At 61.6% G+C, this 24,617-nt stretch carries 23 protein-coding genes; 11 read left to right on the top strand and 12 right to left on the bottom strand.

Going from position 1 to position 24,617, the window contains the following annotated elements:
• Positions 1-28: 28 nt before the first annotated feature.
• Complete coding sequence (locus tag AC244Q_RS36705; protein ID WP_128406778.1) at positions 29-1,102, bottom strand: ABC transporter substrate-binding protein; 1,074 nt, start codon at positions 1,100-1,102, stop codon at positions 29-31.
• Between the two features lie 219 nt (positions 1,103-1,321).
• Here AC244Q_RS36705 and AC244Q_RS36700 point away from each other — a divergent pair, with 219 nt between their 5' ends.
• From AC244Q_RS36700 to AC244Q_RS36680, 5 genes are all read left to right on the top strand, one after another.
• Positions 1,322-2,107, top strand: coding sequence for an IclR family transcriptional regulator (locus AC244Q_RS36700; protein WP_012760654.1), 786 nt, complete (start codon positions 1,322-1,324; stop codon positions 2,105-2,107).
• Between the two features lie 404 nt (positions 2,108-2,511).
• Positions 2,512-3,864, top strand: coding sequence for an LLM class flavin-dependent oxidoreductase (locus AC244Q_RS36695; RefSeq protein ID WP_017997595.1), 1,353 nt, complete (start codon positions 2,512-2,514; stop codon positions 3,862-3,864).
• 10 nt (positions 3,865-3,874) lie between these two features.
• Positions 3,875-4,726: an ABC transporter permease gene (locus tag AC244Q_RS36690; protein WP_128406779.1), complete on the top strand. Its 852-nt coding sequence runs from the start codon at positions 3,875-3,877 to the stop codon at positions 4,724-4,726.
• Between the two features lie 40 nt (positions 4,727-4,766).
• Positions 4,767-5,747 carry an ABC transporter substrate-binding protein gene (locus AC244Q_RS36685; RefSeq protein WP_128406780.1) on the top strand — a complete coding sequence of 327 codons (981 nt, stop codon included), beginning with the start codon at positions 4,767-4,769 and terminating at the stop codon, positions 5,745-5,747.
• 9 nt (positions 5,748-5,756) lie between these two features.
• Entirely contained in the window at positions 5,757-6,527 is a 771-nt protein-coding gene (locus AC244Q_RS36680) for an ABC transporter ATP-binding protein (RefSeq protein WP_003555479.1), read from the top strand.
• Between the two features lie 86 nt (positions 6,528-6,613).
• Here AC244Q_RS36680 and AC244Q_RS36675 read toward each other — a convergent pair whose 3' ends face one another.
• Positions 6,614-8,428, bottom strand: coding sequence for a chloride channel protein (locus AC244Q_RS36675; protein ID WP_128406781.1), 1,815 nt, complete (start codon positions 8,426-8,428; stop codon positions 6,614-6,616).
• Positions 8,429-8,630: 202 nt separating this feature from the next.
• Here AC244Q_RS36675 and AC244Q_RS36670 point away from each other — a divergent pair, with 202 nt between their 5' ends.
• Positions 8,631-9,065 (top strand): MarR family winged helix-turn-helix transcriptional regulator, encoded by a 435-nt coding sequence (locus AC244Q_RS36670; RefSeq protein ID WP_012760658.1) that lies wholly within the window; start codon positions 8,631-8,633, stop codon positions 9,063-9,065.
• A 35-nt stretch (positions 9,066-9,100) separates the two neighbouring features.
• Here the strand turns inward: AC244Q_RS36670 and AC244Q_RS36665 are convergent, their stop codons facing one another.
• From AC244Q_RS36665 to AC244Q_RS36645, 5 genes are all read right to left on the bottom strand, one after another.
• Complete coding sequence (locus AC244Q_RS36665) at positions 9,101-10,009, bottom strand: homocysteine S-methyltransferase family protein (protein WP_128406782.1); 909 nt, start codon at positions 10,007-10,009, stop codon at positions 9,101-9,103.
• Between the two features lie 121 nt (positions 10,010-10,130).
• A complete protein-coding gene (locus AC244Q_RS36660) occupies positions 10,131-10,820 on the bottom strand; it encodes an ABC transporter permease (protein ID WP_011654436.1) in 690 nt (229 codons plus the stop codon).
• A gap of 12 nt (positions 10,821-10,832) precedes the next feature.
• Positions 10,833-11,558 carry an ABC transporter permease gene (locus AC244Q_RS36655; RefSeq protein ID WP_128406783.1) on the bottom strand — a complete coding sequence of 242 codons (726 nt, stop codon included), beginning with the start codon at positions 11,556-11,558 and terminating at the stop codon, positions 10,833-10,835.
• Between the two features lie 12 nt (positions 11,559-11,570).
• On the bottom strand, positions 11,571-12,344 hold the full coding sequence (locus tag AC244Q_RS36650; protein ID WP_128406784.1) for a transporter substrate-binding domain-containing protein: 774 nt from the start codon (positions 12,342-12,344) through the stop codon (positions 11,571-11,573).
• A 52-nt stretch (positions 12,345-12,396) separates the two neighbouring features.
• Entirely contained in the window at positions 12,397-13,176 is a 780-nt protein-coding gene (locus AC244Q_RS36645; protein WP_020487187.1) for an ABC transporter ATP-binding protein, read from the bottom strand.
• A gap of 163 nt (positions 13,177-13,339) precedes the next feature.
• Between AC244Q_RS36645 and AC244Q_RS36640 the strand changes: the two genes are divergently transcribed.
• The 5 genes from AC244Q_RS36640 to mctP all read left to right on the top strand — a co-directional run bounded on the left by AC244Q_RS36640 (position 13,340) and on the right by mctP (position 17,851).
• Entirely contained in the window at positions 13,340-13,804 is a 465-nt protein-coding gene (locus AC244Q_RS36640; protein WP_003555489.1) for an Lrp/AsnC family transcriptional regulator, read from the top strand.
• 87 nt (positions 13,805-13,891) lie between these two features.
• Positions 13,892-15,277 (top strand): two-component system sensor histidine kinase MctS, encoded by a 1,386-nt coding sequence (gene mctS / locus AC244Q_RS36635; protein ID WP_012760662.1) that lies wholly within the window; start codon positions 13,892-13,894, stop codon positions 15,275-15,277.
• Positions 15,274-15,918 (top strand): two-component system response regulator MctR, encoded by a 645-nt coding sequence (gene mctR / locus AC244Q_RS36630; RefSeq protein ID WP_012760663.1) that lies wholly within the window; start codon positions 15,274-15,276, stop codon positions 15,916-15,918. Before mctS ends, mctR begins: the two co-directional genes overlap by 4 nt.
• A gap of 270 nt (positions 15,919-16,188) precedes the next feature.
• Positions 16,189-16,386: a DUF3311 domain-containing protein gene (locus tag AC244Q_RS36625; RefSeq protein WP_003555492.1), complete on the top strand. Its 198-nt coding sequence runs from the start codon at positions 16,189-16,191 to the stop codon at positions 16,384-16,386.
• A complete protein-coding gene (gene mctP, locus AC244Q_RS36620) occupies positions 16,376-17,851 on the top strand; it encodes a monocarboxylate uptake permease MctP (protein WP_003555493.1) in 1,476 nt (491 codons plus the stop codon). The genes AC244Q_RS36625 and mctP overlap by 11 nt, the downstream gene beginning before the upstream one ends.
• Positions 17,852-17,941: 90 nt before the next feature.
• Here mctP and AC244Q_RS36615 read toward each other — a convergent pair whose 3' ends face one another.
• From AC244Q_RS36615 to AC244Q_RS36595, 5 genes are all read right to left on the bottom strand, one after another.
• Positions 17,942-19,903, bottom strand: coding sequence for a HAMP domain-containing methyl-accepting chemotaxis protein (locus AC244Q_RS36615; protein WP_128406785.1), 1,962 nt, complete (start codon positions 19,901-19,903; stop codon positions 17,942-17,944).
• A gap of 525 nt (positions 19,904-20,428) precedes the next feature.
• Positions 20,429-21,499, bottom strand: coding sequence for an LLM class flavin-dependent oxidoreductase (locus AC244Q_RS36610; RefSeq protein ID WP_128406786.1), 1,071 nt, complete (start codon positions 21,497-21,499; stop codon positions 20,429-20,431).
• Between the two features lie 62 nt (positions 21,500-21,561).
• Positions 21,562-22,935 (bottom strand): LLM class flavin-dependent oxidoreductase, encoded by a 1,374-nt coding sequence (locus tag AC244Q_RS36605; protein ID WP_128406787.1) that lies wholly within the window; start codon positions 22,933-22,935, stop codon positions 21,562-21,564.
• 35 nt (positions 22,936-22,970) lie between these two features.
• Positions 22,971-23,720, bottom strand: a complete 750-nt coding sequence (locus AC244Q_RS36600; protein WP_003555499.1) for an ABC transporter ATP-binding protein — start codon at positions 23,718-23,720, stop codon at positions 22,971-22,973.
• Positions 23,696-24,586, bottom strand: coding sequence for an ABC transporter permease (locus AC244Q_RS36595; RefSeq protein WP_003555500.1), 891 nt, complete (start codon positions 24,584-24,586; stop codon positions 23,696-23,698). The genes AC244Q_RS36600 and AC244Q_RS36595 overlap by 25 nt, the downstream gene beginning before the upstream one ends.
• Positions 24,587-24,617: the final 31 nt, after the last annotated feature.

Here is a 24,617-nt window from a genome sequence, read left to right as displayed (position 1 = left end):
TTTCCTCAACCCGAGTTACTTGGGCGGATTACTTGGCGGCAAGCAGCTTGTCGAAGAGCGCCTTGTCGTAGTCCGAGTATATATAGCCGTCAGCCGGGAACTTGTCGGCCCGGGCGAGGTAGCTGCCGATCGTGCTGTCGTCGATGACAGGCAGCGGCACCTTGACGAAGGCCGGAACGGCCTTGCCTTCCAGCGCCTGCACGGCGGTGTAAACAGACAGCGCGCCGAGCCAGTTGGGCTGCATGGTGGCCCAGCCCTTCAGTCCCTTCTCCTTCCAGAGCTCCAGGAACTGCCTTGCGTTTTCGCCTGTTGTCGGCACTTGGTCGCGGCCCTGACGCTCGAAGGCCAGCACCGAGCCGGCCGATAGCGCGCCGCCGAGCGACAGCACGCCGTCGATTTCGGGATTGGCAAAGAGCAGACTGGTGATCGCTTCCTGTGCCGGGGCGACGTTATATTCCGTGTTCGTCTCGGTGATCACCTGGAGACCGGGATTGGCGTCAAGGACCGGCTGGGCGCCCTTGCGGCGGTCGTCGCTCACCGAAATGCCGGCCGGGCCGTTCATGATGATGATCTTGCCCTTGCCGCCGAGCTGGCCGACCATCCACTTGGCAGCGGTCGCGCCCCATTCGTTGGAATCGGTGTTGATCTTCGCCGTCACCTTGTCGGAATTGACCAGACTGTCGAAATTCACGACGGCAATGCCCTTGTCGCAGGCATCTGATATGACGCGGTCGAGCGCGTTGGAGGAACCGGCGATCACGACGATGGCGTCGACATTGGCGTCGATCATCGACTGGATATGCTGGATCTGGGTCTGGGCGTTACCCTGCGCGTCCGTGATCATCAGGTCCTTGACGAGGCCCGCCTTCTTCAGCTCCTCCACTTCGGCCGTGATGGTGCCTTCGGTCTGCTTCATCCAGGTCGGCACCGAATAGATGTTTGCCCAGCCGATCGTATAGGGCGCTTTCCTGTCACCCTTGATGCAATTGGCGGCGGCCGAGGCCGTACCGGCCGAAAAGACGAGGAGTGCGGCCGCGGCGGCAGCACCCGAGAGAAGGCGGCGGCGTAGCGAAGCGGAAATGCCGTTTTCAAGATTCTTCATGTCGATCCCCTTTTTTGTGTGCGGCAGCGTTGACGGCTTGCCATTGGTGTCCAATATAATGTACATGTGATCTATATACCGGACGAGGCGATCTTATGCCGATTTTTCTACCTCGCAAGAGGGGTGGGAAAATTTCATTCGCGGCGAATGACGGGATCGATTGACAGATGCGGCAGTCGGCTTGAAAAGCTTGGCCGGACAAAAAAGGGATCGATAGAAATGGATGCAGTTCAGGACGAAGCAGCCGGTAAACGCGCCCGAGGGCTCGACCGCGCCTTCGAGATCCTCGATTTCCTGCGCCAGAAACGGCAGGCCCTGAAGCCGAATGAAATCGCCGCGCAGATCGGCGCGCCGCGCTCATCGGTTTACGAGCTCGTCAACCTGCTGCTGCAGAATGGTATCCTGGAATTCACCGGCGGCGAGGGGCGTGTCTATCTCGGCCGCAAACTGTATTTCCTCGGCGCAGCCTATGAGAACCATTTCGACTTCACCCGCGAATGCGAGGCGGCGCTGGAACAGCTTGCCGACGAGACGCGGGAGACAGCGCAGTTCTGCATGCTGGATGGAAACAGATACACGGTCGTTCGCATGCGCGAAGGCGCGCGCCCCTTCCGCATTTCGACGGATGTCGGGCAGTCGGTGCCGATCCCGTGGACGGCGTCGGGCCGCCTGCTCGTCGCACACCTGTCGGATCAGGACATTCTGAACTTCATTCCGCCGCAGGATTTTCGCCTGCCGAACGGCGAATGGCTTGAGCCGCAAACCTTCATCGCCGAGGTGCGCCAGGCCGAGCGCGAAGGTCTCTTCACCTTCAACAGCATCGTCGACAGCTTCACCCACTGTTTTGCCGTACCGGTGCGGGGCGAGGAAGGCCATGCAGCCGCAACGCTCTGCCTCGTCACGCCACGCGACGATGGCATCGCCAACCGGGACCGCTACCTCGACTGCCTGAAGAAGGCCGCCGCCGGCCTCGACCATGCCCCGACCCGGCCAAAACGAGGCTGATGCCCTGAGCACATCAAGGCATTGATCTCAGGTAGCACGGGCGTTCGTGCGAAAACCGCCATTCCCTTGCATGCTCGTCAAACTGGATCCTCGCTCCGGCGGGGCTGCAAGCGGGCATAAGACGCTCAGAAGACCTATTGCCATTTGTCGTCTCGGCCGGGCTCTTCGCCACGCCCGCAGATCCCATCTGCCGGTCCGCGCCCGCATACCCGGGCATAGTCGCCCTGACCGTTGATTTCCAATTTCATGCCAAACCGGGAAATCTATTCACCCTTCCTCCGAAACTACGAAATTCAGTTTCTCTATAAATTCTATGGAGAACGTATTTTAGCAACCCAACAGCCAATTGAATACTTGGCCCTGGGGAAGACCGGGCTGTTGACGGAAAACGGAGAGGACACGAAATGACACGGAAAATCAGGCTTGGGGCATTTCTTCCCGGTGGCGGACAGCATGTTGCGTCATGGCGGCATCCCGACCAGCCGGCAGACGGCGCGACCAGTTTCGAGTTTCACAAACGTCTTGCCTTGACGGCTGAGCGTGGCCTCTTCGATGCCTATTTCCTGGCCGACGGGCTGGCTGTCGGTTTCGGTGGAGCACGCGAAGGCGGTAACGCCCGCGTGGCCGGCTTCGAACCCGTGACATTGTTCTCGGCCCTTGCGCCTTTCACCACCCATCTCGGCTTTATCGCCACGTCCTCGACCACCTACGAAGAGCCTTACACGACCGCCCGCAAATTCGCCTCGCTGGACCTGATCTCGGAGGGCCGTGCCGGCTGGAATGTTGTCACCACGACGGGCGACCTGACGGCGCAGAACTTCAACCGCGATACCCAGCTGCCGCATGCAGACCGATATCGCCGCGCTGCCGAACACGTCGATGTTGTCCGCAAACTCTGGGAAAGCTTCGAAGACGACGCGTTCATACGGGACAAGCAATCCGGCGTGTTCTTCGATCCGTCGAAGCTGCACGACACCGACCACCGCGGCGAACACTTCCAGGTGCGCGGTCCGCTCAACATCTCGCGATCGCCGCAGGGGCATCCCGTCATCGTCCAGGCCGGGCAATCCGAAGATGGACGCGGGCTCGCCGCAGCAACGGCCGAAGTCATATTCACCGCCCATCAGCATATCGAAACCGCCCAGGAGTTCTATCGGGATATCAAGGCGCGCGCCCGCGCTCTCGGCCGAAACCCCGATCATATCCTCGTCATGCCCGGCGTATCCGCTTTCGTCGGTAGGACCGAGGCGGAGGCGCGCGAGAAATACGACCGCCTGACCTCGCTCATCGTCGAAGAGGACGGGATCGGCCTCCTCAATGGCCTGACCGGCGGCACGCTCGACCTGCACGGCTATGACCTCGACGGCCCTCTACCGCCGGCGCCGCCGACGGAAGGCATGAAGAGCCGCCAGGCCCTCATCCGCCAGATCGCCGATGAAAACAACTTCACCATTCGCCAGCTCTATCAGTGGATTGCCTCCGCCCGCGGTCACTACACCATCGTCGGAACGCCCGAACAGATCGCCGATACGCTGCAGAAATGGTTCGAGAACGAAGCTGCCGACGGCTTCAACATTCTGCCGCCCTGGCTGCCGACAGCACTCGACGACTTCGTCGATCTGGTCATTCCGGAACTGCAGCGCCGCGGCCTGTTCCGCACGGCCTATGAGGGCAAGACTCTTCGAGAAAACCTCGGCCTGCCTTTCCCGACCAATCGGTGGGCTGCAGAACAAGCAGATCTCCAGGCAGCAGAGTGAGGAGCGGTCGATGTCCTATGAAATCAACCAGGTTCTTCCGAGAAGCTTCAGCCGCCTGAAAAACAGCGAAAGCCATATTTCCACTCTCGCCTCGCAAGTGCGCGGGGTGCTCGCATCGCTTTTGCCGCGCTACGGCCTTCTCATCGGCTTCCTCTTATTCTGGCAGGTGTCGAGCACTAGGGGCTGGGTCAATCCCGCTATCTTCCCGCCCCTGGACGTGATCCTGTCCGCTCTTTGGACCAATCTGGCCAATGGCGCGCTACTCGATGATATCGCCATCAGCCTGCAGCGATCCGGAACCGCCTTCGCCTTTGCCGTGGTGATCGGCATTCCGCTCGGCCTGTTCATGGGTCAGGTTCGTGCGGTCGAACAGGCGCTCGATCCGATCCTGCAGCTCTTCCGCCAGACCTCGGCGCTGGCGCTCTACCCGGTCTTCATCCTACTGCTCGGCCTCGGCGAAACATCGAAGATCTTCGTGATCTTCTGGGCCACACTGTTTCCGGTGCTGCTCGCTACGATCGGCGGCGTCAAGGAAGTGGACAAGAAGCTCATCGAGATGGCGCGGACCTATGGCGCCGGACCGCTGACCATCTTCCGCCGCGTCATCCTGCCGGCGTCGGTACCGGCGATCTTCGTCGGCCTGCGTCTTTCGGCGACGACGGCACTTCTGCTGTTGATTGCCGCCGAGATGATCGGCGCCAACAAGGGCATCGGCTTCCAGGTGATGAATGCCCAGTACAATTTCCAGATCCCGCTGATGTTTGCGGCGATCTTTCTGCTCGCCTTCCTCGGGCTTGCCGCCAATGCCTTGCTCGTTCTCTTGCAGCGCCGTCTCTGCCGCTGGTCTCAGCCGAGCCGCTGACCTGCTTTCCCGATTTTCCTCTTCCGAAAGGTCCCACCAGATGACATTCCATCCCCGCCACCTTCTCCTGCCGGCAGTGATCGCTCTCGGCCTAACCTCACCCGCCGCGGCCGCCGACACGGTGAAGCTGCGCTATCTCGCCAGCCATGGTCTTGCCGCTCATGAACTCGCCGCCGAACTCGGCTACTTCGACGGAACGGGCATCACGCTCGAAAATGTCGGCTACGCCCAGGGCGGCCCGGCCTCCCTGATCGCCCTGGCATCGGGTGATGTCGAGATCGGCAGCGCCGCAACTTCCGCCGTCCTGAATTCGATCATCGGCGGCAATGATTTCGTCGCCGCCTATCCCTCAAACGGCATCAATAACGAGGTGCAGTCGACCTTCTACGTGCTGGAAGACAGCCCGATCAAGAGTATCAAGGACATTGCCGGCAAGAGCATCGCGGTCAATACGCTCGGCGCGCATCTCGACTATACCATCCGCGAAGCCCTGCATTCCGTAGGCCTACCGGCGGACGCAGCCAATCAGCTTGTCGTTCCCGGGCCGCAGCTCGAGCAGGTGCTGCGCTCCAAACAGGTCGATATTGCCGCCTTCGGCTACTGGCAGACGACCTTCGAAGGGGCTGCGCTGAAGAATGGCGGTCTGCGTCCGATTTTCGACGATACCGACGTGCTTGGAGACATCGCCGGGGGCTTCGTGGTCCTGCGCCGTGATTTCGCTCGCGAACATCCTGAAGCTGCAAAGATTTTCGTCGAGCAGTCGGCTCGCGCTCTCGATTACGCCCGCGAGCATCCGGAGGAAACCAAGAAGATCCTCGCCGAGGCGCTCAGTGAGCGTGGTGAGAACGCTGATATCGCACAGTACTTCCGAGGCTATGGGGTGCGTGCCGGCGGCCTGCCGGTCGAGCGCGACATCCAGTTCTGGATCGACGTCCTGGTTCGCGAAGGCAAATTGAAGGAAGGCCAACTGGCTGCCAAGGACATCCTCTTGACCGTCGACGCCAAGCCGGCAAGCAACTGAGGAATGATGATGAGCATCGCTGAGGACACGCGCCGCGGGGAGGTGACGATCCGTCACCTCTCCAAATCCTACAGGTTGAACGGGACACCTCTGCAGGTTCTCAGGGATATCAACCTCCACGTCCGCTCCGGCGAAAGCCTCGCCATCGTCGGCGCCAGCGGCTCGGGCAAGACGACCCTGCTCAGGGTTCTGGCAGGTCTTGAGGATTCCGACACGGGAGAGGTCCTCGTCGATGGCAAGGCGGTGCGAGGCGTCGGCACAGAGCGCGCCGTCATCTTCCAGGAACCGCGCCTTCTGCCCTGGCTGACCGTGCTCGACAATGTCTCCTTCGGGCTGGAAACTAGCGGCCTGTCGCGTGAGCAGGCGAGGGGACGGGCGCGCCACTATGTCAAGCTCGTCGGCCTGCAGCAGTTCGAGGCTGCCTATCCCCGGCAGCTGTCGGGCGGCATGGCCCAGCGCGTCGGCATCGCCCGGGCTCTAGCCGTCCAGCCGGAGATCCTGCTGCTCGACGAACCGCTCGGCGCGCTCGACGCGATGACCAAGATCGGCATGCAGCAAGAACTCGCACGGATCTGGCGCGATGAGGATGTGACGACCATCCTCGTTACCCATGATCTCGAGGAGGCGATCTATCTGGCCGACCGGATCCTCATCCTGCCACGGGAAAAGGGCGGCGAGCCGCGTCTGATCGAAATCGATCTGCCCCGGCCCCGCGACCGCAGCGCACCGGAATTCGTTCGACACCGCGAAGAGTTGCTGAACCTGTTCGGGCTGCACTGACGTCTTCAAGCGCGCGCGCCGCATGGGACCTGATCCATGCGGCGCGCGGCAGTAGCAGTAGCGATGCGGAGGACGCCCGCGGACCGCTACCGCGACTTGCTCTTCGAGCCGGCGGTGAGATACGGGCGCCGATCCAGTTCCGCCGACCTGTAGGAACTGCGCAACCGCAGCAGATCCTTGCGGGCGATCAGGCCGCATAGTTTCCCGGAGGTCGGATCGACGATCGGAATGCGTCCGTCGCCGGTCGACAGCATCAGATCCGCGATGAATGCGACCGTATCATCAGGATGCCCCACCGGAACGGAATCATCCGTCACGTTTTCCGCGAGCGTCTGACTGGCGAGGTCCGGATTCCCCTGCCAGAGCAGAGCGTCGGCCCTCGATACGACGCCGGCCAACCTGCCTGTCGCATCGACCACCGGATAGATCCGGTGCGTTTTCTGCTGCGAGGCGAAGAAATCGCACGCCTCTCCCACCGTCATGGCGACGGGAAGCGTGTCGACATCGCTGATCATGATCTCCCTTGCGCGCGACAGTTCGAACGGGTCGACGCCATATTCGCGGGTGATGTGCTGACCGCGGCGGGCGATCTTCTCGGTGAGGATCGAGCGGCGCAGCAGAAGGACGGTGACGGCATAGGCCACCACGGTTGCGGCAAGCAGCGGAACGAGCGTGCTGACGTCGCCGGTGATCTCCATCGCAAAGAAAGTGCCCGTCAGCGGTGCACGCATGGTTCCACCCATCATCGCCGCCATTCCGAGCAGCGCCCAGAAGCCGGGATCATTGCCCGGCATGACAAGACCGACCAGCCATCCGAGAGCCCCGCCGAAGATGAGGAGCGGCGCAAGCACGCCACCGGAGGTGCCCGACGACAGGGCAAACAGCCAGATGATGGTCTTCACCAGCAGGATCGACATGACAGCCGGGGCGAGCAGCCGGTTGTTGAGCAAGCCATCGATGATGTCGTAGCCGACGCCCATGGCCCGCGGTTCGATCAGGCCGCCGAGACCGATGACGAGACCGCCAAGTGCCGGCCACCACATCCAGTGGATCGGCAAGGCTTCGAACAGGTCCTCGATCCGGTAGAGCAGCGTCGTCAGCAATCCCGATTGCAGGCCGGAGATGATCCCCATCGCCGCGCAGGCGAAAATACCCCACCAGGGCAAGGCCACCTGGAAGTGGGTCGGGAACAGCGGGCCGACGCCGAACAGCAGCGGGCGCCAGCAGATCGACACGCAGGCAGCAACGGCGACGGGAATGAAGCTGCGCGGCTTCCATTCGAACAACAGCAGTTCGACCGCCAGCATGACCGCGGCGATCGGCGAACCGAAGATCGCCGTCATGCCTGCGGCCGCGCCGGCGACGAGCAGCGTCTTCCGCTCGGCCGCACTCATGTGAAAGAATTGCGCGAACAGCGATCCGATCGCACCGCCGGTCATGATGATCGGCCCCTCGGCGCCGAACGGGCCGCCGGTTCCGATGGAAATCGCCGATGACAGGGGCTTGAGGACCGCGACCTTCGGCGACATCCGGCTGCCGCCGATCAGGATGGCCTCGATCGCCTCGGGAATGCCGTGGCCGCGGATCTTCTCCGACCCGAAACGGGCCATCAATCCGATGACGAGCCCGCCGAACGGCGGAACCAGCACCACCCACAGCGAGCGCGGCACCCCAGCCAGAGAGGCGGGCTGGATACCGATCTCTCCGAACCAGATGACATTCGTCACCAGCGCGATGAGGCTGACGAGACACCAGGCGGCAAACGCACCGGCCGTGCCGACAATGATGGACATGCCGACCAGGAGGAGGACCCGCCTGTCGGTGGTGAAATCGCCGGCCTCGCGCCGGGAAAGACCGCCGGTGAAATCGTGCGGCCGGTTGTTTGGTGGATGCTGCGCCATGGAAGCCTCTGCTACGCCGGAAATGGATACGCTTGAGGCGCGTCAATATATCGTGATACGATATAAATCAATGGGTGAAAGCATGAAGGCGAAAATGTCCCATGAAGATGCCTCACTTGACCGGCTGGCGACTGCCCATCTATTCGAGGATGGCGGCATGGGCTGCCGACCTTGGCGGACGTTGCGGCAGAGGAGAAGTGCTTTGAAGAAGACCGCGCCGCCGCTGAGGCAAGAGGATTACGAAGCTCTCGCCGACCTTAGATTCGCGCTTCGCCAGTTCATGGACTTCAGCGCCTCTGCCGCCCAGTCGGAGGGATTGCCCCCGCAGCAGCATCAGGCCCTTTTGGCGATCAAGGGACAACGTGGCGATGCCATGACCATCGGCATGCTAGCCGAGCGGCTGATCATCGCGCCGCATACGGCGACCGAGCTTGTCGGGCGGCTGTCGGATGCCGGACTGGTTGAACGTCATGCCGATCCGGCCGACAGGCGCCGCCAGACGGTTCTTCTGACGGATAAGGCGGACGCGCTTCTGACGCGACTGAGCGCCGTCCACCTTTCGGAAATCAGGGAGATGGCCCCGAAGTTGATCGAGCTTCTGCTCGAGCTCCAGAAGACGGCGTCAAACACCAAATGACAATTGCGACATAGCCGATCTCCTGACGTGCCGCTTCAATCCAAAAGCGTCTTCTTCAGGCGATGGATATGGGCGGCGCCAATGCCGCAGCAGCCGCCGATGATGGTCGCGCCGGCCTCAGCCCAGGAGCAGGCATAGCGCGAGTAGGCATCGTCATTTAGGTCGTTGCGGGTCTTATGCAGGCCTTCATTGGCGGCTGCCTCGCCTTGCTCCCCTTCGAAGGCATTGGCATAGACGCCGATTTCGATGCGCGCGTCCATTGTCCGGAACACGCGCGCCGCGGTCTCCACCGCCGCCTGCATGACCTCAGGCTTGCTGCAATTGAACAAGAGGGCTTCGGCGCCCGATGAACCCGCCCAGGATGCCGCGTCCTCGACCCTTTCTTCGGAGCGCAGCTTCGGTTCGCCGCCCCTTATGGCTACCTCGTCATCGGCCAAAGTGAACGAAATCCAGAACGGCTTGCCTGATGCCGCCACCGCCTTGCGGACAGCCTCTGCCTCGGCAATCAGGCTTAACGTCTCACCGAGCCATACATCGACGAAGGGAGAAAGATTTTCGACAAGCACCTCGAGATAATCCTGCACCCGTGAAGGCTGAAAGTTCTGCGGCTCGTATGAGCCGAAGATCGGCGGCAGCGAGCCGGCAACCAGCACCTTCCGATCCGTGACAGAATCAGCCGCCTCGCGCGCCAAGCGACCGGCGAGACGGATCAGCGCCGCCCCCTCCTTCCAGAACCGGTCCTCACCAATATGAAAGGGCACGAGCGCATAGCTGTTTGTCGTAACGACCTCAGAGCCGGCAGCGATGAATTCCTGGTGAACCTTACGGACGATATCCGGCGCATTGATCAGCGCCAATGCCGACCATTCCGGTTGTTTCAGCTCGGCGCCCAGCCGCAACAGTTCGCGGCTCATGCCGCCATCGAGAATTCGCATCGTGCTCATGAAGAGGTCTCCATTCAGGCTGTCGCGCCGTCAGCGGCGGCGGGCTTTTGCATAACAAGGTGGGCGAGATGTACGTGGTTCGTGCGTGAGGGAACTCATGACCAGTTTCTTTGCCGTCGGCCTAGCGGCGAACCGGCACCTGCGCTTCGAGACTTCGGAAAACGCGGGCGATTACGGCGGTCAGCGCGAGATAGAAGAGGGTGACGACCAGCAGCGGTTCATAGACGAGCAGCGTGTCCTGCCGAACCTTGTTTGCCACGGCATAGAGATCCATCACCGTCACCGTAAAGGCGAGCGGCGTCGCCTTGAGCTGCATGACGATCTCTCCCGCAATCGTCGGCAGGGCGATGCGAATGGCGCGCGGCAGCCAGATGCGGCGGATCAGCATCCAGGGCGACAGGCCGAAGGCCCGGCCCGCTTCGAGCTCGCCCTTGGGAACGGCGAGCAGCGCACCGCGCAACACCTCTGCCTCATAGGCTGCATAGTTCAGGGTAAAGCTGACGGCGGCGAAGAAGAAGCCCTCGCGCAGGATCGGCCAGAAGAGGCTCTGGCGGATGCCGGGGACCATGGGCAGCAGCGAGCCCACCCCGTAGTAGAGAAGCCATAGCTGTATCAGCAGCGGCGTGCCGCGAAAGAAGGTGCAGTAACTGCGCGCCAGGAGCCGCGTCAGCCTGCCGCCGCTGACCTGCGCAAACGCCAAGCCTATGGCGATGGCGAAGCCGAACACCACGGAGATCACCAGCAGGCAAACAGTCTGCCAGGCGCCGGTCAGAAGCAGCGGCCAATAGGAAGAGATCCAGGTGAAATTCATGGGGCGCTTTCTTCAGGCAAGGCGCGGCTGCCCCCGCCGTACCCGTCCCTCGATCAGTTTGAAGACGACGTTGGAAACAAGCGTGATGGCGAGATAGAGAAGGGCCGAAGCAAGGAAAAAGACGAAGTAATGCTTGGTGCTTGCCCCGGCAAGACGGGTGGCGAGCGCCAGTTCCTGGTAGCCGACGACCGCCACCAGCGCGCTGTCCTTGGTGACCGACATCCACAGATTGGCAAGACCCGGCAGCGCGTTTGGCAGGAGCGCCGGCAGCAGGACCCGGCGGAACCTCAGTACCCGTCCCATGCCGAAGGCCTTGGCGGCCTCGATCTGGCCGACGGGAATGGCAAGGATCGCGCCGCGCAGCACCTCCGTCATGTAGGCACCCTGGACGAAACCCAGCACGGCGACGGCCGCCACGAACCCATTCACATTGACCGGCGGCAGCTCCAACGCGGCGAGCAGCCGGTTGAGGCCATCGGTGCCGGCATAATAGAGCCCGACGATCAGGATCAGCTCGGGAACGGCGCGGATCAGCGTGGTATAGAGATCAAGCAGGAGGCGGAGCATGCGGTTGCCCGAAAGCTTTCCAAGCGCGCCGCCCGTGCCGAGCAGCAGGCCGATCGCGAAGGCGCAAGCGGAGATGGCGACCGTGGAGACCGCACCTGCCAGAAGGACGCCGCCCCATCCCGGAGGATAGGGATACAGCAGGTCCAGAATACCTTGTTGCGTGGTCGCCATCGTTCCGGCTGCTTACTTTGCGCCGTAGATGTCGAAATCGAAGTATTTCTTGTTGATGGCGTCATACTGGCCACTGGCGCGGACGGCAGCCATCGCCGTGTTCAACTTGGCCTTCAGCTCAGTGTCTTCCTTGCGCAGGCCGCCCGAAACGCCGGCGCCGAGAATCTCCTTGTCGTCGGCAACGTCGCCCATCTTGGCGCAGCAATCCTTGCCGCCATCGCTTTTCAGGAAAGCGTCAAGCGCCAGTGAATCGCCGAAGACATAGTCGATACGGCCGGAGGCGAGATCCTGGAACGCTTCGTCGAGCGTTTGGTAGGTCTTTTCCTCGGCAGCCTCGGCGAAATACTTCTTGTAATATTCCGACTGGATCGTCGACACCTGGATGCCGATGGTCTTGCCTTTCACGTCCTCGGCAGTGGCGCCCGGCTTCTGGTCCTTGGGGCCGATCAAGGTGCTCGGCGTGTTGTAATATTTATCGGTGAAGTCGATCACCTTCGAGCGTTCCGCGGTGTTCGACATCGACGACCAGATCACGTCGAACTTCTTGCTCTGGAGAGCCGGAATGAGACCATCCCAGGAAATTTCGACGATCGAGCATTTCTCCTTCATCTCTTCGCATACGGCATTCATCAGGTCGATTTCCCATCCCTGCCATTGGCCGGAGGCGTCCTTGGCGAAGAAGGGCGGATAGGATTCGTTCATGACACCGAAGCGGACTTCGGCCTGTGCGGTGACGGCGGAAAGCACGAGTGCCGCGCCGGCGAACAGTGTGGGGAGCAGTTTCATTCGCAGGATTCTCCTGGTTTGTGTTGTGTTGTCGATGAGAGCTCGAAGTGCATCAGTGGGCGCTGAGGCCGGTGAACTCCCGGCAGCGGGCGCTGACCGGCGCCCCGAATATCTGCTCCGGCGGGCCTTCTTCCTCGATCCGTCCCTGATGCAGAAAGAGAACACGGCTGGAGACATCGCGCGCGAAGCGCATTTCATGCGTGACGATCAACATGGTCCGGCCTTCTTCCGCGAGATCGCGGATGACCTTCAGGACCTCGCCGACCAGCTCCGGATCAAGCGCCGATGTCGGCTCGTCGAACAGCATGACAGCAGGGTCGACGCAGAGCGCCCGGGCAATCGCCGCGCGTTGCTGCTGACCGCCGGAGAGGAAAGCGGGGTAGGCGTCGCGTTTATCGAAGAGCCCGACCTTGTGGAGCAGGGCCTCGGCCTTTTCGATGGCCTCGCGCCGCGAAATGCCCATGACGTGCACCGGCGCCTCGATGACGTTTTCCAGCACCGTACGATGAGCCCAGAGATTGAAACTCTGGAAGACCATCCCCAGTCCGGTCCGCAGCCGTTCGATCTGCCGCCAACTGCGCGGCTGCAGCCGGCCGCCCCGCCCCATCTTCAGCGCGATCTCCTCGCCGTTCACGGCAATGCGGCCACGATCCGGCGTTTCCAGGAAATTGATGCATCTGAGAAAAGTGCTCTTGCCGGAGCCCGACGAACCGATGATCGAAATCACATCGGACTTTTCGGCCTGCGTCGAGATACCCTTGAGAACCTCTTGCGAGCCGAAGCTTTTATGGAGATCTTCGACGCGAAGAGCAGGAAAGGGTTGATCTGGCATGCATGGTTCCGGGTGAATTGAATTTGCGAAGGATAATGATAAAATAACGCGGTTTTTTCGCGCAGTTTTCATCTATTCTGCATATTTTATGCAAAATAATCTTCCTCGTGCGGCAAGTACGGCAGAATGCGCGAATTGCTGCGGCGAGAATTAGGATTGGACAATGGAACAGCTGGATCGTTTTGACCGTGACATTCTCGATATCGTTCAGCGCGACTGCCAGCTGAAAGCCGAAACGATTGCCGAGCGGATCGGACTGTCGGTCTCGGCCGTGCAGAGGCGGTTGAAGCGGCTGCGCGAGGAAGGGATCATCAAGGCGGAGGTGGCCGTCGTCGACCGCAAGGCGACGGGCACAGCGATGGTGTTCATCGTCGGGATGGAGATCGAGCGGGATAATTACGACGCGCTGGCGAAATTCCGCCTCTGGGCGGAGAAGCAGGATCACATACAACAGGTCTATTACGTCACAGGCGCGGTCGATCTGATCGCGATCGTCACCGCCCGCGACGTCGAGCATTATGACGACATCGCTGCACTGATCATGGCTGACAATCCGCAGATCCGCCGCATGCACACGAATGTCGTGCTGCGCGACGTCAAGCTCGGCCTGTTCGTGCCCCTGGACTAGTGCTGGCGCGGCCGCACGGATAAGCCGCTGGACTCACATTTGACAAAGGGCATAATTCCGGGCGCAAATTCTCGGGAGGAATGATCGTTGACGTTACGACACCAGATCATCGCATTGGCGATCGTCCCGCTCGTCATATCGATCCTTGCGATCACCACCTTCATCACCTGGCAATCGGCAAACCTCGCCAAGAACAGCATCGACACGTTCGAGCAGAACATGCTGAAGACCAAGGAAGCCGAGATCCTCAATCTGACCAACCTTGCCCTGTCCGCCATCCAGACGATCTATGACAATGCCGGTGCCGACGACGAAGCCGCCAAGCAAAAGGTGGCGGCGATCCTGACTTCGCTCGACTACGGCAAGGACGGATATTTCTTTGTCTACGATTATGACGGCAACAACATCGTCCATCCGCGCCAGAGTTTCCGGCATGGGCATAATTGGCTCGATCTTACCGATCCGGATGGCGACAAGGTCATTGCCGAACTGATCGCCACGGCAAGAGCGGGCGGGGGCCTGCATCAGTACAAATGGCAGAAACCATCGACCGGACAGATCGCAGACAAGCTCTCCTTCGTCGTCAGTCTCGACAAATGGCAATGGGTCGTCGGCACCGGTGTTTATCTGGATGACGTCTTTGCCCAAAGCGCCGCCGCCAACGCCGGCATGCGCGCCAACATAAAACGGACCTTTATCATCGTCGCGCTGATCGCCGTGCCTTCGGTGCTCGTCGTTTTCACCACCTGCATGCTGCTGACGTTCCACGAGCGCCGCATGGCCGACAGCCGGCTCAAGGCCCTTACGCAGCGGGTCATCGATACCCAGGAAGAAGAGCGCGCACGGCTGGCGCGCGAGTTGCACGACGGCATTTCCCAAAATCTCGTCGGCGTGCGCTATGCGATGGATCTTGCCGGCCGCAAGGTGAGGACCAATGTCGACGATGCAGCACTGACGATCGATCGCGGTGTCGAGGCGCTGAACGGCGCCATCAAGGAAATCAGGCGGCTGTCGCACGACCTGCGCCCGCGCGTGCTCGACGACCTCGGCCTGACGGCGGCGCTCGAGGCACTCTGCTATCACTTTGCCGAGCGGACGGGCATCGAGACGAAGATCGACGCCTCAAGCTTCACCGACACGCTGAAGGCCGAAGCCAATACCGCGCTTTATCGTGTCGCACAGGAAGCGTTCAACAATGTCGAACGCCACTCGGGCGCCTCCAAGCTTGCGGTCAAGGTCTGGAGCGACAACGGCCGCGCCCGCATGACGGTCACCGACAATGGCACTGGCTTCGACGGCGCCAAGGACGGCCTGTCCGGCAGATCGGGTCTCGGCCTGCGCAACATGCAGGAGCGGATGGCCCACTTCCGCGGCCTGCTGCTGATCAACAGCAGCGAGACCGGCACGACGCTGACGGCAATGCTGCCGAAATCAGCCAATCGTCCCGCCGGCAAGCGGGCAGAAGCGGCATGACGGAACGCCCGAAAATCAGGGTGCTCTTGATCGACAACCACCCGCTGGTGCTGGACGGGTTGAAGGCGGTGCTCGAAACATTCGACCATATCGAAGTTGCCGGCACGGCCGGGCTCGCGCAAACGGGGCTGGAGATCGGCCGGCAAGTTCTGCCGCAGGTCGTGCTGATGGACATCAACATGCCGAAGCTGAGCGGCATCGATGCGATCGAGTTGTTCAGGAACGAACTTCCCCAGGCGCGGGTCGTGATGCTCTCCATGCATGACAGCCGCGAGTATATTTCCTCCTCGGTCATGCATGGCGCTGCCGGTTACATCCTGAAGGACGTTTCGACAGACGAGATCGTCTCGGCCATCGAGACCGTGGCGGGCGGGGGGACATATTTCTCGTCCGGCGTCTTCGACGCGCTGATGGGCGAACGCGCCGAGGAGGGTAGCGATCCCCTGACCCCGCGCGAACGCGACATTCTCGGGCTGATCGTTGCCGGCAGAAGCAACAAGGAGATCGCCGAAACGCTCGGGATCACCTCCGCCACAGCGGAAACCCATCGCAAGAACCTCAAGAAGAAGCTCGGTATCGCCACCACAGCGGGCCTCATCCGCTATGCGCTCGATCACGGCATCGTCTCGAAAACCGGGTAAATCGCGTCTACCCACTTCTGGGTAGGCCCCGGCATTTCAGCGCCGCGCCCATCTTGTGAGAACAAAACCACCGCCATAGGACTCATCCACGGCTGGCCAAGTGCGAGCCGTTGGGAGGAATTCACATGCGTTACATCAGCTTCCGATCGGTCGGAAAACCTCGAGCGACCCGAGCCGGGCCTGCCGCGGCCGCCGGCTGACAGACCTGCCTTCCACGCCGACAACTGGAACATGGCGACCGCCGACGCGGCGCCTGAAAGGTATCCCGACATGGAAAAACCACGTAGCAAGGCAGCGCTCTGGCTGCTTGTCATTCCCTATCTAGGTCTGCTCTGGCCACCATTTTACAATGTCCGCGAGCCATCTCTTTTCGGCTTTCCCTTCTTCTATTGGTATCAGCTTCTCTGGGTGCCGATCACCGCAGCGCTGACCTGGATCGCCTATCGGAGCACTCGCCATGACGACTGACATCAACGGCACGGCGCTTGCCGTCTTCATCTTCTTTTTCGTGCTCGTCACCGTCATGGGCTTCGTTGCCTCTCGTTGGCGTAAGCCGGAAACGCTGGCGAGTATAGACGAATGGGGCCTCGGCGGACGCAACTTCGGCACATGGATCACCTGGTTCCTGGTCGGCGGCGATTTCTATACCGCCTACACCGTGATCGCCGTCCCGGCGCTGGTCTACACGGTCGGCGCCTACGGCTTCTTCGCGCTGCCCTACACCATCGTCGTCTATCCCTTCGTCTTCATGGTCATGCCTGTGCTGTGGAAACGCGCCAAGGATTTCGGCTATGTGACGGCTGGCGACGTGGTCCATGGTCAATATGGATCGCGCGGGCTCGAACTTGCCGTGGCGGCAACAGGCGTCATCGCCACCATGCCCTATATTGCCCTCCAGCTCGTCGGCATGACGGCGGTGCTGAAGGCGCTCGGGCTGCATGGCGAATTGCCGCTGGCGATCGCCTTCATCGTGCTGGCGCTCTACACCTACTCCGCGGGCCTTCGCGCGCCGGCGCTGATTGCCTTCGTCAAGGACATCATGATCTATATCGTCGTGATCGCCGCCGTCGCACTGATCCCGTCGAAACTCGGAGGTTACGCGAATGTCTTCGCCTCGGCCGATGCGGCTTTCCAGGCCAAGGGTTCCGGCAACCTGCTGCTCGGCGGCAATCAGTATGTCGCCTATGCCACGCTCGCCTTGGGTTCGGCGCTCGCGGCCTTCATGTATCCGCATACGCTGACCGGCATCTTTGCCTCCAACAGCGGCAAAACGATCCGCAAAAATGCGATCATGCTGCCCGCCTATACGCTGCTGCTCGGCCTTCTGGCGCTGCTCGGCTATATGGGGCATGCCGCCAACCTGAAGCTCGACAGCGCCAATGACGTTGTTCCGACGCTGTTCAAAACGCTGTTTTCAGGCTGGTTCTCAGGCTTTGCCTTTGCGGCGATCGCCATCGGTGCGCTGGTGCCGGCAGCGGTGATGAGCATCGGCGCCGCCAACCTCTTCACCCGCAATTTCTGGAAAGCCTATGTCGATCCTGATGTCAGCGATGCGGGCGAGGCGAAGGTCGCAAAGATCACCTCGCTCGTCGTGAAGATCGGGGCGCTTCTCGTCATCATCTTCCTGCCGACGCAATTCGCCCTCGACCTGCAGCTGCTCGGCGGCATCTGGATCCTGCAGACGCTTCCGGCGCTGGTCTTCGGCCTCTATACCAACTGGTTCCGTGCACCCGCTCTGCTTGCCGGCTGGTTCGTCGGCTTCGGCGGCGGCACTTTCCTCGTCTGGGATGCCGGTTGGAAGCCTCTGCATCTGATCAGCCTCGGCGGCGAACCCTTCACCGTCTACACAGGACTGCTGGCGCTTGCGGCCAACATCGCCGTTGCGGTCGTGGTCAACGCCTTGCTTCCGGCCAAGGCTCCGGCCCGGGCATAAGATGCAAATGCGAAGGGCAGCAAACGCTGCCCTTCGCAAAAATCATTCGGCTTTGCTTTCCAGTATCAGCCGGAAAGAGATCAGAGCGACTTAAAACTCTTCCCAATCGCCGGCCAATGCCGCATTCCCATTCGTCTGGAACGACTTGCCCACTTTGGCAATCATCTGACGCGCGGGCGAGGGCGCCGGTTGGGCGCGAGGCGCTGCGGCAGCGGGCGGCGATACGCGTTTCGGTGCCACCGCTCCGCCAATGTTGAACTGGCCCAGCAGCTGGAACAGCGCGTCGGCTTCCTTGGCAAGGTTATGAGCCGCCGCTGTGGCTTCTTCCACCATGGCGGCGTTCTGCTGTGTGCCCTGATCCATCCTGTTGACGGCGGTATTGATCTCTTTCAGCCCGGTCGCCTGCTCTTGCGAGGCGCCGACGATGGCGCCCACATTGCCGTCGACCTGCTGTACCTGCTCGGCAATCTCCTTCAGCGCCTTTCCGGTCTCGCCAACCAGGGCAACGCCGCTTTTGACGTGGCCATTCGAAGCGTTGATCAGTTCCTTGATTTCTTTTGCCGCCTTGGCAGAACGTTGCGCCAATTCACGCACTTCCTGAGCCACGACGGCAAAGCCCTTGCCTGCGTCACCGGCACGGGCGGCTTCGACGCCGGCATTCAGCGCCAGCAGATTGGTCTGGAACGCGATTTCATCGATAACGCCGATGATGCTGCCGATTTCGGTGGCGGAGGATTCGATCTTGCCCATGGCGTCGACCGCATCCCGAACGACGCTGCCAGAGCGCTCCGCGCTGTCCTTCGTCTTGCGAACGAGCTGGCCGGCTTCCTGAGCCTTGTTGCTCGAGTCGGCAACGGTGGTCGTAATCTCTTCCAGAGCAGCGGCGGTTTCCTCGACCGAGGCTGCCTGCTGTTCGGTCCGCTTGGCGAGATCGTCCGAGGCGGAGCGGATCTCCTGTGCACCGCCCGCGATGGCGCTGGCGTTCTGAGCAACCTTCTGCATGGCGGCACGGAGCTTTTCGACCGCGGAATTGAAGTCGGCTCTCAGCTTTTCCAAGGACGGAATGAACGGAGTGCCGATCTGCTGTGTAAGGTCGCCATCAGCCAGCGCCTGCAGCGCGTCGCCAAGCTGGCCGACAGCCTTGTCCGTCTGCTCGACGAGCGTACGGCGTTCATCGGCATCCTGCTCGAGCCGATGCCGCTCCGACACGGCTCGCTTCGCCTCGGCGTCGGCTTCCCGTTCGGCCTTTGCCGAAATTGCGTCGCGCAGCCCCGCTACCGCCCGTGCAAGCTTGCCGATCTCGTCGCCGCGCGCTTCGAGGCGACGATCGCCGTTAAGATTGCCGTCGGCCATCGCTTTCAGCGAAAGCTGAAGTTTTGCCAGCGGGCCGACGATCGTGCGTGCGGTCACGGCGGCGGCAACCAGTGAAAGAACAGCCGCAATGCCAAGCGCGGTCAGGGCCAATGGCTTGAAGCCGCTTGCCGTGCTGCGAACCTCGCCGCCAATCGATTTGTTCAGCGCTTCCTGGTAGTCGATGAATTTGTTGATGGCGCCAAGCCAGGCAACGAAGGCCGGCCGGGCCTGTTCGAGCAGGATCTTGCGAGCGGCCTCGCCGTCGCCTTTCTCCTGCAGCGCAATGATCTGGGCGACCAAAGGATTGGTCTTCGCCTGGATGTCTGCAATCTCACCGAGAATGGTCTTTTCCTGTTCCGTCGCGCCGGCCGGAGAAGCAACCATATCCGCCATGCGCTTTTCATTCTCGGCGTAAGACGCTGCCAGCTTTTCGATCAATGCCTCGGCGGTCTTCCGTTCATCGTCAGACGTCACCAGAGTGACGTCGCGAATAGCGATCGCCCGGTCATGCACGCTGCCGCGATAGTTGATGGCAAACCGCTGCTTCACGCTGTTGACGTCGTTGATGGTTCCAAGCTTATCGTTGATCTGCGCAACTTTCTCCGTCGAATAGATGGTCAAGCCGACCATCAGCAAAAGGAGAACGCTGAAGCCAAGCGCCAAGCGCGCCACAACCCCGAAACTCATGATATTCTTCATATGCACTCTCCCCTCGCGGTGAGGTTTGTTGGAAGGATGTCTCGGCAGCCAGGATTGCTTGTCATATCTCGTTCGAATGCAGAGCCTCGGTGTCTCCGAGTGCATCCGACAGGCACCTCGGTGCCCGGAATCGCGCTTGAGATACGGGACATCCGTCAAAGCAATAAAAGCCGATTTCATGCGAAATTCGGGCGCCTGACCCGCCATCATGGCGGAGCTGACGAACCTCAAAGAACGTCGTCCCGATATCCAAAAAATTAGCGGAATATATTTTAGAGAGTGTAAACGGACCCGACGGAGCATGCTATATCGCCATATCTGGATAGCATTTGCGTTTTTCGGATGGACTATTTGAGGAGCGCTCTCCCGGTGGTTGCGAAATCCTCGCACTCCCCTGCATAACAAGGCGCTGCGGCTTGCCTGCGACTAGCCGACGCCGTTCTTGCATCGGCTAGTGATTTGCCGAAAGGTCTCGGCAGTTGGCATGAATTGCAGCTGCGGTGCCGCAGCTCTGGTGCTCCCGCCTCAGCTACGTAGCAGCGGAAGCAGCTGATCGCCCTGCCGCTTGATTTCGGAGAGATAGGGCGTGTCGGACAGCACGAAGTGGGTGATGCCGAGATCCTGGTATTTGCGCAGCGAGCGGGCGACGTCTTCCGCCGACCCGACCAGCCAGGTGGTGCCGGCTCCGCCGCCGCCGAATTTGCCCGGCGCGGTATAGAGGTTGTCGTCGAGGACGTCGCCGCGCTCGTGCAGATCGAGCAGCCGCTGCTGGCCGACGGCGAGCACCCGCTGGTGATCGTGCCAGCCGCTGCCCTTGCTTCTCGCCATCTCGGCGACCTTCGCCTCGGCGTCAGTCCATGCCTGTTCCGTGGTGTCGCGGACCAGCGTCGTGATCCGCAGGCCGAACTCCAGCGGCGGGAGGTCGCGGTCCAGCTCCCGGCTCAACGCCTTGAGCCGCGCGATCCGTTCGCGGACACCCTCGAGCGGCTCGCCCCAGAAGAGCTGGACATCGGCCTCGGTGGCGGCCACCCGCTCGGCCGCCTCCGAAGCGCCGCCAAAATAGAATTTGGGGTGCCGACGGTCGTCGCGAACCTGGATGCGTGGCACCACGGTGGATTCAGCGACGCGGAAGTTCTCGCCCGCGGATGTGACGTTTTCTTCGGTCCATAATCTGCGGACCAGCCGCATGAACTCCTTGGTCCTGGCATAACGGTGTGCCTGATCACCCTCGCTGTCGCCGTAGGCAGCCAGGTTGTCCTTGCCAGACACGATGTTGATCCGCACGCGGCCGCCAGTCAGATGGTCCAGCGTCGCCGCTGCGGAAGCGAAGTTCGCCGGTCGCCAATAGCCTGGGCGGATCGCAATGAGCGGCTCGAAGGTGGTGGTCCGGGCGGCGAGCGAGGCCGCAACGGTGAACGTGTCGGGGCGGCCCCAACCGGTGCCGATGAGCGCGCCCTTCCAGCCATGCTCTTCCAGCGCCCTTGCTTGGCTGGTCAGCGTATCCAGGCTGTTGTGGTTCTCGACGGCGGAATCACCGCGATGACCGGCTTTGACGTCGTTCGGAATATACCAAAGAAATTCGGAATTATTGCTCATGCGATGCTGCGGTTCTGTGTGTGATTGGAACAAAACGAGGGGGAGGAAGGCCCCTCTAGAGATCATACGGCTGCCTGCGCCTGCTGCTGCCCCGCCTGAACCACAAAGCCATTTGGCGGGCGTTGAAGGCCAAGGTTTTCCCGCAGCGTCGTGCCTTCGTATTCGTGCCGGAACAGGCCGCGCTTGCGCAGGATCGGGACGACCTGATCGACGAAATCGGTCAAAGCGGTGGGCAGGATCGGCGGCATGATGTTGAAGGCGTCGGCAGCACCGTTCTCGAACCAGCTTTGCATCGCATCGGCGATCTGCTCGGGTGTTCCAACCACCGTCCGGTGGCCACGAGCGGTGGCGACCGCCAGGTAGAACTGGCGCAGCGTCAGATTGTTGCGCGATACCAGATCGGAAACCAGCTTGAGGCGGCTTTTGTTGAGTTCGGTATTATCAGGCAGGGGAGGGGCGGGATCGTCCAGCGAGTAGCCGGAAAGATCGACGCCCTTGTAGTGGCGCGCAAGGATATTCCAGGCGATGGAGGGATGAACCAGCGATTGGAGATGGTCGTAATTCGCCCGGGCTTCCGCTTCCGTGCCGCCGAGCACCGGGAATATGCCGGGACTGATCAGCAGTTCGTCCGGCCGGCGTCCGTAGCGGGCGAGCCGCCCTTTGACGTCGGAATAGAATTCTTGCGCATCCTCGAAGGTCTGGTTGGCAGTAAAGATCATCTCGGCGGTGCGGGCGGCCAGTTCGCGCCCCGGTTCCGATGCGCCGGCCTGCACGATGACAGGATAGCCCTGCACCGGGCGGCCGACGTTGAGCGGACCGGCCACCGAGAAGAACTTGCCCTTGTGATCGACGAGGTGCACCTTGTCAGGATCGAGATAGACCCCGCTTTCCTTGTCGCGGATAAAGGCATCGTCCTCATAAGAATCCCACAGGCCCTTCACCAGATCGACGAATTCCTCGGCCCGCTCATAACGATCGGCATGGGCAGGATGGCCCGCGATTGAAAAATTCTTCGAAACATCCGCACCCGTCGTGACGACGTTCCAGGCGGCGCGACCCTTGGAAATATAGTCCAGCGACGCGAACCTGCGGGCGAGAAGGTAGGGGTCCTCGTAGGTCGTCGATGCCGTGGCGACGAAGCCGATATGTTTGGTCACCTGGGAGAGGGCCGCCCAGAGGGTCAGCGGCTCGAAATGCGCGCCCTGGGCGGTGCGACGAAGCGCTTCGGGATCCTTGGCGCGGTCCCATCCAGCCGGACTGTCGGCGACGAAGACGAGATCGAATTTGCCGCGTTCGGCGGTCTGGGCGAGCTCGCGGTAGTGATCGATATTGAGGCCGGCATCGGCCTGTGCCTGCGCATGGCGCCAGGCGGCGATATGATGGCCGGTCGCCATGATGAATGCGCCAAGCCGCATTTGCCTTTTCGATATGCTCATTGGCTTATCCTCATCAAATTGAACTGTTGCTGATGTCAGGCGGCCTTGCGGCCCGGAAGCTCGACCCCGAGCCGGCTGAGGAGATGGATGCGGGTTTGAGCAAAGCGCGGATCGCCGTGATCACGCGGCGTCGGCAGATCGATCTTGAGATCCTCGATGAGGCGCCCTTCGTCGAGAACCAGTATCCGGTCGGCCAGCGAAATCGCCTCGTCGACGTCGTGGGTGACGAGCAGCACGGCAGGACGATGTCTTGCGCACAACTCCCGCAGCAGATCGTGCATTTTCAGCCGGGTCAGTGCGTCGAGAGCGCCGAACGGCTCATCGGCGAGAAGCAGGGCCGGTTCGCGCACCAGCGAACGGGCAAGCGCGACCCTCTGCTGCTCGCCACCCGAAAGCTGGTTCGGCCACGCCGTTTCCCGACCTGCAAGTCCTACCTCCGCCAAAGCCTTCCGCCCGGCCTCCTGGCCGGAGGCGCCGGTCAAGCCGAGCGTGACGTTCTGGATGACGGTGCGCCACGGCAGCAGGCGGGCATCCTGGAAAACCACCGAAAGGCTCTCCGGCGTCTCGAGGGTGCCCGTTCCCTCGACACCGTGATCGAGACCGGCAAGAGCCCTGAGGAACGTGCTTTTGCCGGAGCCGCTGCGGCCAAGCAGGGCAACGAATTCGCCTTCCTCGATATCGAGATCGACGCCGTCGAGGATCGTCTTCGTCGCAAACCGCCGTGCGAGGTCTCGCACGTGGACGGCTTTGTTTGCAGGCTTCAGTTTGCCAGGGTGCGGCGCCATGAGAGGGCCCTCCGTTCAAGCAGGCGGACGAGACCGTCCGAGACGAGACCGAGCAGCACATAGACCACCAGGCCGACGAGAATGACGTCGGTCTGCCCGTAATTTCGGGCAAGATCGATCATGTAACCGAGCCCGCTGGTGGCGTTGATCTGCTCGACCACGACGAGAGAAACCCAGCAGAGGGTGACGGCAAACCGCAGACCCAGAAGGAAACCCGGCAAAGCACCCGGCAGCACGACCTGAAGGATGAAGTCCTTCTGGCCCATCCGCAGGGTTTCGGCCAGCTCGACATAACGGCTGTCGATGCTGCGGAGCGCGTTGTGGGTGTGGATATAAATCGGCACGATCACGGCAAGCGCGATGGTCGTAACCTTCATGCTCTCGCCGATGCCGAACCACAGGATCAACAAAGGGATCAGGGCCAGCGTCGGTATCGCGCGCTTGATCTGCACCGGCCCGTCGATCAGGGCTTCGCCGATCCGGGAAAGGCCGGCGATCAACGCCAGGATCGTGCCGATCAGCAAACCGATGCTAAGGCCGAGCAGGGCGCGTGTCGCCGACGTCACGAAGTTATCCTGCAGGCGACCCTGCTCAATGAGCCTTACGAAAGCCTCGGCCACCGTCCACGGCGCCGACAGAATACGCGGGTCGATCCATCCGAGCGCCGAGCCGACGACCCAGGTCAAGACGAGTAATGCCGGCCCGATCTGCAGTCCGAAAGGGATCGCCGGTCCGGGGCCTAACCTGCGCCTGGCTCGCGGGCCAACGGAGCCAGCCGGTTTTACCAGGCGAGAACCTGCCCGCACAATTCTACCGCCGGACGACCGCGACAGTTTCGCCTCATCTGCATCCCAAGTGGTTGCCATGCTTCAAATCTCCTCTCCGAAGGGGTGTCGA

Source organism: Rhizobium sp. CB2179 (genome assembly GCF_057653455.1).
This window is presented reverse-complemented; position numbering and strand designations above follow the sequence as displayed.

What these genes read in the sequence shown, in the direction of transcription:
- AC244Q_RS36705 (WP_128406778.1), bottom strand. Translation starts at nt 1,102, where the DNA reads ATGAAGAATCTTGAAAACGGCATTTCCGCTTCGCTACGCCGCCGCCTT.
- AC244Q_RS36700 (WP_012760654.1), top strand. Translation starts at nt 1,322, where the DNA reads ATGGATGCAGTTCAGGACGAAGCAGCCGGTAAACGCGCCCGAGGGCTC.
- AC244Q_RS36695 (WP_017997595.1), top strand. Translation starts at nt 2,512, where the DNA reads ATGACACGGAAAATCAGGCTTGGGGCATTTCTTCCCGGTGGCGGACAG.
- AC244Q_RS36690 (WP_128406779.1), top strand. Translation starts at nt 3,875, where the DNA reads ATGTCCTATGAAATCAACCAGGTTCTTCCGAGAAGCTTCAGCCGCCTG.
- AC244Q_RS36685 (WP_128406780.1), top strand. Translation starts at nt 4,767, where the DNA reads ATGACATTCCATCCCCGCCACCTTCTCCTGCCGGCAGTGATCGCTCTC.
- AC244Q_RS36680 (WP_003555479.1), top strand. Translation starts at nt 5,757, where the DNA reads ATGAGCATCGCTGAGGACACGCGCCGCGGGGAGGTGACGATCCGTCAC.
- AC244Q_RS36675 (WP_128406781.1), bottom strand. Translation starts at nt 8,428, where the DNA reads ATGGCGCAGCATCCACCAAACAACCGGCCGCACGATTTCACCGGCGGT.
- AC244Q_RS36665 (WP_128406782.1), bottom strand. Translation starts at nt 10,009, where the DNA reads ATGAGCACGATGCGAATTCTCGATGGCGGCATGAGCCGCGAACTGTTG.
- AC244Q_RS36660 (WP_011654436.1), bottom strand. Translation starts at nt 10,820, where the DNA reads ATGAATTTCACCTGGATCTCTTCCTATTGGCCGCTGCTTCTGACCGGC.
- AC244Q_RS36655 (WP_128406783.1), bottom strand. Translation starts at nt 11,558, where the DNA reads ATGGCGACCACGCAACAAGGTATTCTGGACCTGCTGTATCCCTATCCT.
- AC244Q_RS36650 (WP_128406784.1), bottom strand. Translation starts at nt 12,344, where the DNA reads ATGAAACTGCTCCCCACACTGTTCGCCGGCGCGGCACTCGTGCTTTCC.
- AC244Q_RS36645 (WP_020487187.1), bottom strand. Translation starts at nt 13,176, where the DNA reads ATGCCAGATCAACCCTTTCCTGCTCTTCGCGTCGAAGATCTCCATAAA.
- AC244Q_RS36640 (WP_003555489.1), top strand. Translation starts at nt 13,340, where the DNA reads ATGGAACAGCTGGATCGTTTTGACCGTGACATTCTCGATATCGTTCAG.
- mctR (WP_012760663.1), top strand. Translation starts at nt 15,274, where the DNA reads ATGACGGAACGCCCGAAAATCAGGGTGCTCTTGATCGACAACCACCCG.
- AC244Q_RS36625 (WP_003555492.1), top strand. Translation starts at nt 16,189, where the DNA reads ATGGAAAAACCACGTAGCAAGGCAGCGCTCTGGCTGCTTGTCATTCCC.
- mctP (WP_003555493.1), top strand. Translation starts at nt 16,376, where the DNA reads ATGACGACTGACATCAACGGCACGGCGCTTGCCGTCTTCATCTTCTTT.
- AC244Q_RS36615 (WP_128406785.1), bottom strand. Translation starts at nt 19,903, where the DNA reads ATGAAGAATATCATGAGTTTCGGGGTTGTGGCGCGCTTGGCGCTTGGC.
- AC244Q_RS36610 (WP_128406786.1), bottom strand. Translation starts at nt 21,499, where the DNA reads ATGAGCAATAATTCCGAATTTCTTTGGTATATTCCGAACGACGTCAAA.
- AC244Q_RS36605 (WP_128406787.1), bottom strand. Translation starts at nt 22,935, where the DNA reads ATGAGCATATCGAAAAGGCAAATGCGGCTTGGCGCATTCATCATGGCG.
- AC244Q_RS36600 (WP_003555499.1), bottom strand. Translation starts at nt 23,720, where the DNA reads ATGGCGCCGCACCCTGGCAAACTGAAGCCTGCAAACAAAGCCGTCCAC.
- AC244Q_RS36595 (WP_003555500.1), bottom strand. Translation starts at nt 24,586, where the DNA reads ATGGCAACCACTTGGGATGCAGATGAGGCGAAACTGTCGCGGTCGTCC.